9 protein-coding genes are annotated in these 10,814 nt (G+C 68.0%); 4 read left to right on the top strand and 5 right to left on the bottom strand.

The window, feature by feature from the left end; all coding sequences use genetic code 11:
- Positions 1-21 precede the first annotated feature (21 nt).
- Complete coding sequence (locus CBM2594_RS20830) at positions 22-1,545, bottom strand: Fic family protein (RefSeq protein ID WP_116358680.1); 1,524 nt, start codon at positions 1,543-1,545, stop codon at positions 22-24.
- 1,040 nt (positions 1,546-2,585) lie between these two features.
- Between CBM2594_RS20830 and oxlT the strand changes: the two genes are divergently transcribed.
- The 3 genes from oxlT (at position 2,586) to CBM2594_RS20815 (ending at position 5,756) form a co-directional block, all read left to right on the top strand.
- Positions 2,586-3,908 carry an oxalate/formate MFS antiporter gene (gene oxlT, locus CBM2594_RS20825; protein ID WP_116358679.1) on the top strand — a complete coding sequence of 441 codons (1,323 nt, stop codon included), beginning with the start codon at positions 2,586-2,588 and terminating at the stop codon, positions 3,906-3,908.
- A gap of 177 nt (positions 3,909-4,085) precedes the next feature.
- Entirely contained in the window at positions 4,086-4,898 is an 813-nt protein-coding gene (locus CBM2594_RS20820) for a helix-turn-helix domain-containing protein (protein WP_116358678.1), read from the top strand.
- A 93-nt stretch (positions 4,899-4,991) separates the two neighbouring features.
- Positions 4,992-5,756 carry a dienelactone hydrolase family protein gene (locus tag CBM2594_RS20815; RefSeq protein ID WP_116358677.1) on the top strand — a complete coding sequence of 255 codons (765 nt, stop codon included), beginning with the start codon at positions 4,992-4,994 and terminating at the stop codon, positions 5,754-5,756.
- A gap of 5 nt (positions 5,757-5,761) precedes the next feature.
- On the opposite strand, the gene CBM2594_RS20810 is transcribed toward CBM2594_RS20815, so the two are convergent.
- A complete protein-coding gene (locus tag CBM2594_RS20810) occupies positions 5,762-6,256 on the bottom strand; it encodes an RNA polymerase factor sigma-70 (protein ID WP_441306989.1) in 495 nt (164 codons plus the stop codon).
- 276 nt (positions 6,257-6,532) lie between these two features.
- Between CBM2594_RS20810 and CBM2594_RS20805 the strand changes: the two genes are divergently transcribed.
- Positions 6,533-7,309 (top strand): 4'-phosphopantetheinyl transferase family protein, encoded by a 777-nt coding sequence (locus CBM2594_RS20805; RefSeq protein WP_232346701.1) that lies wholly within the window; start codon positions 6,533-6,535, stop codon positions 7,307-7,309.
- On the opposite strand, the gene CBM2594_RS20800 is transcribed toward CBM2594_RS20805, so the two are convergent.
- The 3 genes from CBM2594_RS20800 to CBM2594_RS20790 form a co-directional block, all read right to left on the bottom strand.
- Positions 7,273-8,631 carry a lysine N(6)-hydroxylase/L-ornithine N(5)-oxygenase family protein gene (locus tag CBM2594_RS20800; protein WP_116358674.1) on the bottom strand — a complete coding sequence of 453 codons (1,359 nt, stop codon included), beginning with the start codon at positions 8,629-8,631 and terminating at the stop codon, positions 7,273-7,275. The two genes, CBM2594_RS20805 and CBM2594_RS20800, sit on opposite strands and share 37 nt — an antisense overlap.
- Positions 8,628-9,698, bottom strand: a complete 1,071-nt coding sequence (locus CBM2594_RS20795) for a GNAT family N-acetyltransferase (RefSeq protein ID WP_116358673.1) — start codon at positions 9,696-9,698, stop codon at positions 8,628-8,630. Before CBM2594_RS20795 ends, CBM2594_RS20800 begins: the two co-directional genes overlap by 4 nt.
- Positions 9,699-9,759: 61 nt before the next feature.
- Complete coding sequence (locus tag CBM2594_RS20790; protein ID WP_116358672.1) at positions 9,760-10,785, bottom strand: alpha/beta hydrolase; 1,026 nt, start codon at positions 10,783-10,785, stop codon at positions 9,760-9,762.
- Positions 10,786-10,814 lie beyond the last annotated feature (29 nt).

Below are 10,814 nucleotides of genomic sequence, written 5' to 3'. Positions count from 1 at the left end.
CGAACCTGGCCGCGCCGCGCTTCAGCGGCTGCCGTGGCGCTCCAGGTATTCCGCGAACTCGTCGCGCACCACCGCTTCGATGCGCGCGAGCTCGTCGTCGGCAATGTCCTCGAACAGCTTGCGCTTGCGCCGCGACAGCTCGCCGTGGTTCTGCACGATCAGGTCGATCAGGTTCGACAGCCGCGACTGGCGCAGGTCGAGCCAGGTCTCCAGCCGGGTCACGCTGGCGTCGTACGCGCGCAGGTACTGGATCTCCTGCGCCAGGTCCAGCTCGACGCATTGCTCGATGCACTCGAACACGAATTCGCACAGCGCGGTGGCGTCGAACGAGGCATAGAGCCAGTAGGGCTGCGGCGACTTGATCAGGATGGTGTCGCTGTCCGCATCCAGCGCGTAATTGAGCAGCGCCGTGCGCGGCGCGGAATAGGCCTTGAGCAGGCCGGCGTAGACGTCGATCTGCTTGAGCATGCGCGCCGACACCGGCAGCACCACGCCCTCGGGCGTCACGCCGGCCTGGCGCAGCAGGTGGTGGATCAGGAAGCGGTGGAGACGGCCGTTGCCGTCATAGAACGGGTGGGCAAAGACAAAGCCGAACGACACGCACGCCGCCACCACGATCGGGTTTGCCGCCCGGGTCTCTACCAGTCCCGCCACCGCGGCGATGCCGTCCATCATCGCGCCCAGCTGCGCCGGCGGCGGCGGAATATAGTCCGCGATATTGCGCAGCCGCCCGCCGCGCGACAGCCAGTTCTGCTGGTCGCGGAAGCGGTATTCGGCGCGCAGGCCCGAGATGATCTCGTTCTGCCACTCGCACAGCTGGGTCTCGGTCAGCGGGCCGCGCTGGCCGGCATATTCCAGCAGGCGCCGGAACTTGGCGACGCGCTGGTTATCGGGAATCTCGTGCTCGATCGAATAGGTCGAGCGGGTTTCGGCAAGGTAGAGATAGTCGACCGCACGCGCCAGCAGCTCCGGCTCCAGGCGCCGGATGGCACTGCCCACGCGGCCCGGCAGGTCGGCGGCAAGCCAGCGCGCCAGCTTCCCGGTGCGGCGCACCACCGGGCAGAACGCGGCAGGCCCTAGGTGGTTGTTCTGGATGCCGAACTGCAGGTCCGGCGTTGACGGGCCGGTCACGTATTCCGCTTCGTCCAGCGCCAGCACCCGGGGCGCGCCGGCCGGCAGCTTGTAGTCGAACTGCGCCCCCGCCAGCCATTTGGCATAGAACGCGCTGAGCCGGGCATAGCGCGAGTTCGGCGTGGCCGCCAGCCAGGCGCGCACGTCCTGGACCGCCTGCGGCTGCTCGAACAGCGCCGCCAGCACGGTCAGGTCCAGCTGTTCCTTCTTCAGCGCAAAGGTGAGGTGGTCCACCGTGGTGTCGCCGCCCCGGTAGCGGTTGCGGGGGTAGACCGTGCGCGTGGTGCCGTCCGGACCGGTGTGCGTGCTGAGCACGCCGGTCTTGTCCGACAGCGCCGAGGTGCAGCGCAGCGGCGGGACGCGCAGGCCGAACTGGCGGATCAGGGCGTCGTAGCCTAGTGGTGCATGAGCCATGCGGACCTTGGTGGAAGCTGGGGCAGATGCCGATGGAGCTTACCATAGCTTCTACAGGACTTACCAAAACGTCTACTGACAGACGGATTTTATCCATTCCATCTATACCGTGTCCAGCCGGCAGCGCATGCCGGCCTGCCCGGCGAGCCGGTTTTACGAGACGCTCTACTGTGTTTGCTCTTTTCTCTATTCCAAGCGCATGCGATGACTTTTTTGTCTACAGGGAGGCTGCGCCGCCGCCAGCGCGGGGGCATTTACAAATACCCCTCAAATGACAGTCCTGTCATTTAATGGCGGCGTTTCCATATAATCGGGCGCGTGCCCGGAAAATTTGCTCAGGGTTTTCTCTGAGTTTGCCTGTTAATCGACGTGAAACCCATTTTGCTATTTGACCCTTTCCAATAATCGCCTATAACTGCAACTACATGTTGCGGCCGATGTCACGCACCATGCCTCAGCCCGCCAGGTTCGCCTGCGGGCATTTTTTTTATGTTGGCGCGAAATTAATCGACGGCATTTATCCTGGATCTCCCGCTGCCCGGCGCCATAATCATGACAATTCTGTAATCATGACAGCGTTGTCATCATGACAATATTGTAATGATTATGCCCGTTTCTGGCCGCAGCGGATTCAGAAAAACAGCTCATCTATCGCGGCGCGTCCGCCGCGGCTCGGCCCCGGCAAAGGGATTGCCGGCGACCACCGGCAGCGGCCAGCGGTTTTGCATACATCTTCCGATGCCATTTTGTCGTGAATATCCGGCGCCTATCCGCACGCCGCATTAATTCAGTGAAAACCCTGCCCCGGCTTTCGCTTGACTTACTTGATATATCACATACTGTGTATCCCATCGCCGCTCCCAGTTGAGAGAGAGGTGAGGGCGGAGACCTCAGGTCGGCGTCGTTATAAGAGGCAAATAAATGCCAATGACATAGGAGACATGAAATGCCAGCAGCCACCCCTAAGCTGAGGCGCAGCGCGACCGCATATTTCCCCGCCCTGTCGCAAGTTAATGGCCAATCGATTCAAGGAGCGCGCTATGAGTAATCCATCGGCAGCGGGGCTGGGCGTCAATCACCAGGTCCCGGAAGGCACACGCTGGATCCAGCTGATCGTGGGGGTGGTGTGCATGATCGCCACCGCCAACATCCAGTACGCCTGGACCCTGTTCGTCCCGGAAATCCAGGACACCTACGGCTGGTCGCGCGCCAGCATCCAGATCGCGTTTACGGTCTTTGTGCTGGTCCAGACCTGGCTGGCACCGATCGAAGGCTACTTCATCGACAAGTTCGGGCCGCGCATGATGGTCGCGTTCGGCGCGGTCTTCATCGGCGCGGCGTGGTGCATCAACTCGCAGGCGACCACGCTGATGGGCTTCTATGTCGGCGCGGCGGTGGGCGGGCTGGGCGTGGGCTCGATCTATGCCACCTGCATCAACAACGCCCTCAAGTGGTTCCCGGACCGCCGCGGCCTGGCGGTCGGCCTGACCGCCGGCGGCTACGGCGCGGGCTCGGCGGCAACCATCCTGCCGATCGCGGCGATGATCGAGTCGCAGGGCTTCCAGCACACCTTCCTGTTCTTCGGCCTGCTGCAGGGTTCGCTCGCCTTCGTCGCGGCGTGGTTCCTGCGCTCGCCCAAGGCGCATGAAGTCAAGGCGTCGCAGAAGCTGGTCCAGGCCACGCGCGACTACACCCTGAAGGAAGCGCTGTGCACCCGGCTGTTCTGGCTGATGCTGGTCATGTTCGTGCTGGTGGTGACCGGCGGCATGATGGCGGTGGCGCAGCTGGGCGTGATCGCCAAGGACCTCGGCGTGAAGGAGTTCCAGGTCGACCTGCACTTCTTCGTGATGGCCGCGCTGCCGCTGGCGCTGATGCTGGACCGGATCATGAACGGGATCTCGCGGCCGCTGTTCGGCTGGATCTCGGACCACATCGGCCGCGAAAAGACCATGGTCATCGCCTTCACGCTGGAAGGCCTGGGCATCATCGCGCTGGGCTACTTCGGCAGCAACCCGTACGCGTTCCTGATCCTGTCGGGGGTGGTGTTCCTGGCCTGGGGCGAGGTCTACTCGCTGTTCTCGGCACTAGCCGGCGACGCCTTCGGCACCAAGCACATCGGCAAGATCTACGGCGTGCTCTATACCGCCAAGGGCATCGGCGCGCTGTTCGTGCCGATCGGCAACCTGATGATGGAAGCCACCGGCACCTGGTCCACCGTGCTCTACACGGTGGCGGCGATGGACCTGACCGCGGCCTTCCTGGCGATCATGGTGCTGCGGCCGGTGCTGAAGAGCCACGTTGCCAATGCCAGGAGCCTGTTCTCGAAGGAGGCGGCGGCAGCCGGAACTCAGGTACCTGCCTGAACGTGGACGACGGGGCGGCGGCAACGCCGGGCCCCGGGGCATTTCGTGGCAGCAAGGGCGGGCTTCTCCGGAAGCCCGCCTTTTGTTTTTCGGCGTGGCAGATCCCGCCGGGGCAGGGCAGCGCTGTGATACACCTACGCCTGTGCCAACCCATCCCGCCCGACGCGCGGCGCTTCCATGTTCCAGGTGCTTGCTCCCTGCCCATCGCTGACGCCCTATGTCGACGGCTACTGGTTCGTGCAGGACCTGGAAGGCGCCTACGCGGGCAGCGACATCGCCACCTGTCCGTACCCGGGCGCGGTGCTGTCGGTCAACTTCGGGCGGCCGAACGCGATGGTGGGGGGGCCGACCGTGCCGACGGTGTCGTTGCTCGGCTTCCAGTCGGCCAGCCGGCGCTGGCGTTCGTGGCCGGATACGTATTTCGTCATGGCGATGCTGAGCAGCGCGGGCCTGGCGCGGCTGTTTCCCGGCATCGGGCCCGACAGCAAGGACCAGTTGCTGGATCTCGCGGGTTACCTGGGAGACCGGGACAGCCACGCGCTCAGCGCCGACCTGAGTGCGGCCTGGCTGCCGGCGCGGATCGTTGCCCGGCTGGATGCCTGGCTGCTGCGGCGGCTCGCGGCGCTGCCGGCGCCGGCAATGCTGCAGCCGATGCGCGCGGCGCACGCGCTGTTGCGCCAGGGGCGGCAGGTGCAGGAGGTGGCCAGCCTGATGGCGGTCAGCCGGCGCCAGCTGAACCGCTGGTTCGCGCAGCAGCTGGGGCTGGGGCCCAAGCAGCTGATGGAGCTGGAGCGGCTGCAGCACAGCATCCAGGCGCTCCAGCGCGGCGCCGGCGATGCGCTGGACGGCTACAGCGACCAGGCCCACCAGATCCGCGCGTGGCGCCGGCGCGTGGCGCAGACTCCGGGCGCGTATGCGCGCCACGGGCAGTCACCGCTGGCGGCGTCTTTCGGGCAGCGTCCGGCCGGTGCGCCGGCCTTCTACCTCTGAGCGGTGCGCCGGCGGCGCAGGCCACCCACGTCCCAAACGTTCAAGACAGCGTTCCCGCGCGGCCGCATGCTGGCGGCCTGAACGGAGGGAATCATGAACGCTGCAGACTTGCCGCCGGAGCGCGGCTTCATCACCTATACGGATGGCACCACCGTCTTCGAAGGCTACGTCGCCCGGCCTGCCGGCATGGCCGCGTCAGGCACGCCGTGCGTGCTGCTGGCCCATGAGTGGAGCGGCCTGAACGCGGCGATGCGCCGCTGCGCCGACCGCTTCGCGGCACTGGGCTATCCGTGCTTCGCCGCCGACGTGTACGGCAAGGGCGTGCGCGGCGACGAGCGCGGCGACAACGCGCACCTGATGGACCCGCTGATGGCCGACCGCCGCCTGCTGCGGCAGCGGCTGCTGGCGGGGTTTGAAGCGGCCAGGCGCTTGCCCGGCGTAGACCCACAGCGGATGGCCGCGGTCGGGTACTGCTTCGGCGGCCTGTGCGCGCTGGACCTGGCGCGCGCCGCCGCGCCCGGGCTGGTGGCCGCGGTCAGTTTCCACGGCGTGCTGCAGCCGCCGCGCATCGGCCCGCAGGGTGCGATCGGTGCCAGCGTGCTGCTGCTGCACGGCTGGGAAGACCCGGTGGCGCCGCCCGCCGACGTGCTCGGCATCGCCGCGGAGCTGACCTGGGCCGGTGCCGACTGGCAACTGCATGCCTATGGCCACGCGCGCCACGCCTTCACGTTCGAGGGCGCCAACTTCCCGGAGCGCGGCATTGCCTATGATGCCGCGGCCGACCGGCGTTCCTGGGCGGCCAGCGCGGCGTTCCTGGCGGAGCGGTTCGCGGTGGCTGCGACAGGCACGCCGGCGTAGCGACATCAGATTGCCTGCTGCCGCGTCAGCCTCGCGCGGCAATGGATGCAGGCATCGCGCACCATGAAATTCACCAGCGTCGGCGAGACCCCCAGCTCCGACGCGATTTCCTTCTGCGTCATGCCCTGCAGCCGGCACATCTCGAACGCGCGCTGGGTGCGCTCGGGCAGTTCCGCCAGCGCGCCGGCCAGCGCGCACAACGCCTGGCGGTCCATTGCGATGACGTCGGGCGTGGTCGTCGGCGACGGCGCGTTGATGCCTTCGTCTTCGTGTGCCATCCATTTCTGCTCCAGCGTCTGCCGGCGGTAGGTGTCGATGGCAAGGTTGCGCACCACCTGGAACAGGTAGCTCAGGCGGCAGCGGATCGACGGCTCGTCGGCCATGCCGCGCAGGCGCAGGAAGGCGTCCTGGACCACGTCCTCGGCCTGGTCGCGCGTGCCGACGATGCGCGCCGCGGCACCGACCAGCGCGCGCCGGTTGGCTACGAATAATCCGAGCAACGAGTCGCCTGCCAGGACAGGGACGGGGCGTAGGCCTGGGTCGGTCAGCGAAAGCATGGGGCGGCTCCTCGGATTGCTGCAATGCGGAGCCTTACGTTAATACGAATGCGAATGATTCGCAATAAAGGAAAATGTAACGCAGATGTTATCAGGATTGAAATTAATGGCACGGTTTCGGCATATGAGAGAAATTAAATTTCTCGCTCGGCGCTTCGTCTAGGGCGTGGCTTGGCCGGCGCTAGCCATTTTCCGAGCCGGCCACGCATGACTAAATTTGTGTCGCCGCCATTCGTCCCAAACCGGATGGAATGCCGAGACCTTGCCCCCGCCGCCGCCGCCTTCCCGCGCCGCATCCCCGCGCCGCTGCCGCAGCTATCGCTGTGGCAGGTGGAGCTGGCCGATCCCGGGCATGCGCGCGCGATCGCGGCGGCCGACTGCCTTTGCCAAACCGAGCAGGCGCACTGCGCCACGCTGCGACAAGCGGCTGATCGCAGGCGCTTCACGGGCGCGCGCGTGGCGTTGCGTACCGTACTGGCGCAGTGGCTGGATTGCGCACCGTCCACGCTGCGCTTGCGCACGGGAAGCCATGGCAAGCCCTATGTCGAAGCGGCGGGCGCACCGGCGTTCAATGTCGCGCATGCGGGGGACTACGCGTGGATCGCGCTGGCGGAAGCAGGGGAGGTCGGGGTCGATATCGAGCGGATTGACCCGGCGTTGGGTCAGGCAGAGATGCACGAGATCGCCGCGCACTGCCTGACGCCGCGCGAACGCGCGTGGCTGGCGCTGTTGCCGGCGCACGCCCGGCCGCGCGCGTTCTTCACGCTATGGACCGCCAAGGAGGCGCTGCTGAAGGCGCTGGGCCTGGGGATTGCCGACCACCTGCGGCATGTGTCGGTGATGGCGGACGGGCCGGGCGGTGCGTGCCGCCTTGCCGTGCTGCGTGAACCCGGCCAGCTCGCCGGGCATGCGGCGGCGCTGGCGCGGATGCAGTTGTACCGCGTGGCCGGCCCGGACGGTTACGCGGCGGCGATGGCCTGGGTGCCGCCCGCCTGAGCCGCCTGCGCCATCCAGCGGCGTTCGCCCGCGAGCGCGTCGTGGATGTCGCTGGCGATTTCCTCGGCACGCGCGGGCAGCACCGACAGCAGCGTGTCGCTCAGGCCGTGGCTGCTCTGGCAGAACCCTTGCAGGTACACCGGCACCGCCAGCTCCGGCGCTGCCTGCACGCGGTAGTTGCGGTCCACGCGGTAGTCGCCCAGGTAGCGCGCCAGCGGTGCCAGCAGCCGGCGATGGCTTTCGCGCTCGTAGCCGGTGGCGAGCACCACGGCGTCGTAGCGGCGCGTGTCGGTGTCGGCCGGCGCGCCCGGCGCGGTCGCGCCGATGGCCAGCTCGATGCCGCCGGCGCCGGCGTGGGCGGCCTGAACCGCCTTGCAGGTCAGCAGGTTGGCGCGGAACTGCCCGCTTACCTTCTGGCGGTACAGCATGGCGTAGATCTGGTCGATCAGGTTGGCGTCGATGACCGAGTAATTGGTGTTCAGGTATTCCTCGATCAGCCGGTCGCGGCCCGCCTGCGCCTGCTCGAACACCACGTCGGTGTAGGCCGGCGCGAAGATCTCGTTGACGAACGGGCTGTCGTCGGCCGGCTTCAGCGCCGCGCCGCGGATGATCCAGTCGACCTTGACCGAAGGATAGTTGTCGTGCAGGTCGATAAAGGCCTCGGCAGCGCTCTGGCCGGCGCCGATCACGGCAATGCGCATCGGCTTGCCGCTGGCGCACGGCTGCGTGCCGATCCAGCCCAGGTAGCCGCTGTGGTGGGTCAGGCGCGGGTCGCCGCGCAGGCCGGCAAATGCCTCGGGAATGCGCGGCGTGCCGCCGGTCGACAGCACGACGGCGCGCGCCAGCCGCGTGTGTTCGCGGCCCTGCGCGTCGACCGTCACCACGCGCACGCGCCCGATGCGCCCGTCCTCGGCTACCGGCTCGATCCGCGCCACTTCCTCGCCGTGGCTGCACTGCGCGGCAAAGTGGCTGGCGGCCCAGCGCAGGTAGTCGTTGTACTCCATGCGGCTGGGGTAGAACGTGCGCAGGTTGATGAAGTCGACCAGGCGCCCGTGGCGGTGCAGGTAGTTGATGAAGCTGTACGGGCTGGTCGGGTTGCGCAGCGACACCAGGTCCTTCAGGAACGAGATCTGCATCTCGCTCTGGGCCACCAGGGTATTGCCGTGCCACTGATAGTCGCGCTGCTTCTCGATAAAGTGCGCGTCGAGCGCGCGGCCGGCCGCGGCCTGCTCCTGCAGCGCGATCGCCAGGGCCAGGTTGGACGGCCCGAAGCCGATGCCGATCAGGTCATGGGCGGCCGGGGAAATCTCGCGTAGCGTCATGGGTTCGGTCCTTGCTGGGCAGTCGAAGAAGAGGCCGGGGCGGGGAACAGCAGGTGTTCGCCAAAGAAGCGCTCGCGCAGCAGCATCACCAGCATGGCGCGCTTGTGCGGGAAGTCGAATTCCTTGACCTTGGCAAAGCCGGCCTTGTCGAGGTTGGCGATCTGGCGCACGTGGTCGGCGCGCGGCTCGCCCACGATGCGCTGGGTGCGCGGGTCGTCGAGGAACTGGTAGTGCTGGATCGCCGGGAACCACGCGGTCAGGAAGGCCTTGCCGCGGAAGGCCGGCTCGCCGATCAGCACATGCCAGCCGCGGTCGTGGTCGTGCGCGTCGTAGAACGGCGCGATGCGGTTCTCCTTGGCCCAGTACACCTCGAAGTAGCCGAACGGGGCGTCGTCGAACGCGGCGACCAGCGGCAGCATGTGCGGGTCGTCGATCAGGCCCTGCAGGTAGGCGCGGTGCCTGGCCTCGTCGCCTTCCTCGTTCCAGAAGTACGCCACGTCGGGGTCGTTCATCCATCGGTGCAGCAGCGGCAGGTCGCGCTCGAGCTCGGCGGCGCGCAGCGTCAGGGTGCGGTCCAGCCACGGAATATGGCGCGCATAGACCACGCCGTGCGGCTTGGGCGCGCGCTGCGGATGGCGCTTGCCGTCGGTCAGCGTGTAGCGCAGCGGGTAGGGGCCGGCGCAGGGCGCCAGGTACAGCTCGGGGCGCTGCCACAGAAACTCGGCATGCGCCACGCTGCCGCGCGCGCCGGATGGGTCGCGCGCCAGCACGCCGAGCGCATGCAGCCGTTGCTCGGCGTCGCGCGATTCCAGCTGCACGCGCAGCGTGCGCGGCGCGCCGTGCGCGAACGCGGCGTCCAGCGCCGCCGTGGCGGCATGCGCCAGCGCTGCGGCATCGGCCTCGGTATCGAGCAGCCGCAGCGCATCGCCGTCCAGCGCAAAGCGGACCGGCGCGGCGGCGGGCTGCGTGACGGTCAGGCTGGCGCCGTCGAAGCGGCTTTCGCAGCGCAGCGCGGCATTCGCGGCGAATGACACGTGGCGGGGGAAGGGAGAGAGCGTAGTCGGCATCGAAGTCCTGTGCAGGCGAAGCGATGGTTGCGGGGCGGCGCGTCCGGGCTGCCCGTCATGCCTATCGAGACGAGGCAGCGCGCGCTGAATTTAGGTCTTCCGTGCGCAGGGCCAGGACATCCGGCACGGCAGCGAACGCGTGCGCCAGCGCCTCGGCGATGTCCTCATGCGCCTGCGCGGCCTCGGCAACGATATTGCCCATGCGCAGGAACTCATGGACCATGCCCGCGTACTCGCGCACCGTCACCGGCACGCCGGCATCGGCCAGCTTGCGCGCATAGGCGCGGCCCTCGTCGCGCAGCGGGTCGCATTCGGCCAGCACCAGCAAGGCCGGCGCCACGCCGCGATGATCGGGCGCCAGCAGCGGCGCGAAGCGCCAGTCGGCGCGGTCGCCGGCATCGCGCAGGTACTGGCGGTAGAACCATTCGATGGTCTCGGTATCGAGCAGGTAGCCCTGGCCGTAGCGCCGGTGCGAATCGGTGTCGGTGTGCCCGCCCAGTCCCGCATAGCACAGCACCTGCAGGCAGGGCTGCGGCAGCGCCGGGTCGTCGCGCGCGGCCAGTGCCAGCACGGCGCTGAGCGTGCCGCCGGCGCTGTCGCCGCCCACCGCGATCCGGGCCGGGTCCAGCCCCAGCCCGGCGGCATGCGCGCCCAGCCAGGCCAGCGCGTCGATGGCATCGTGGACGGCGGTGGGGAAGCGGTGCTCGGGCGTCAGCCGGTACGCCACCGACAGCACCGCGCACGGCGTGCGCTGCGCCAGCGCGCTGCACAGCGCGGCATGCGAGTCCAGGCTGCCGACGGTGAAGCCGCCGCTATGGAAATGCAGCAGCACCGGCAGCGCCGGGCCGTCGCCATGCGCGCGCGGCGCATAGAGGCGGGCATCGAGCTGCTGGCCGTCGCGGGCAGGCAGCAGCAGTGCTTCGACCCGCGCCAGCGGCTCCGGCGGCAGGTCCAGCGCGGCCGAGGCGGCGTCGAACTCGCGCCGCGCCTGGGCCGGGGTGAGCTGATGGATGACCGGGCGCTTGCCGGCCGCGGTGGCGATTTCCACCATGTCGAGCAGCGCTTCGAGATCGGGATGCAGGGCCATGATCGTTGCGGATGGGATGGACGAAGAAC

This window comes from Cupriavidus taiwanensis (assembly GCF_900249755.1).
Taxonomy (GTDB): domain Bacteria; phylum Pseudomonadota; class Gammaproteobacteria; order Burkholderiales; family Burkholderiaceae; genus Cupriavidus; species Cupriavidus taiwanensis_D.
This window is presented reverse-complemented; position numbering and strand designations above follow the sequence as displayed.

What these genes read in the sequence shown, in the direction of transcription:
- CBM2594_RS20830 (WP_116358680.1), bottom strand. Translation starts at nt 1,545, where the DNA reads ATGGCTCATGCACCACTAGGCTACGACGCCCTGATCCGCCAGTTCGGC.
- oxlT (WP_116358679.1), top strand. Translation starts at nt 2,586, where the DNA reads ATGAGTAATCCATCGGCAGCGGGGCTGGGCGTCAATCACCAGGTCCCG.
- CBM2594_RS20820 (WP_116358678.1), top strand. Translation starts at nt 4,086, where the DNA reads ATGTTCCAGGTGCTTGCTCCCTGCCCATCGCTGACGCCCTATGTCGAC.
- CBM2594_RS20815 (WP_116358677.1), top strand. Translation starts at nt 4,992, where the DNA reads ATGAACGCTGCAGACTTGCCGCCGGAGCGCGGCTTCATCACCTATACG.
- CBM2594_RS20800 (WP_116358674.1), bottom strand. Translation starts at nt 8,631, where the DNA reads ATGACGCTACGCGAGATTTCCCCGGCCGCCCATGACCTGATCGGCATC.
- CBM2594_RS20795 (WP_116358673.1), bottom strand. Translation starts at nt 9,698, where the DNA reads ATGCCGACTACGCTCTCTCCCTTCCCCCGCCACGTGTCATTCGCCGCG.
- CBM2594_RS20790 (WP_116358672.1), bottom strand. Translation starts at nt 10,785, where the DNA reads ATGGCCCTGCATCCCGATCTCGAAGCGCTGCTCGACATGGTGGAAATC.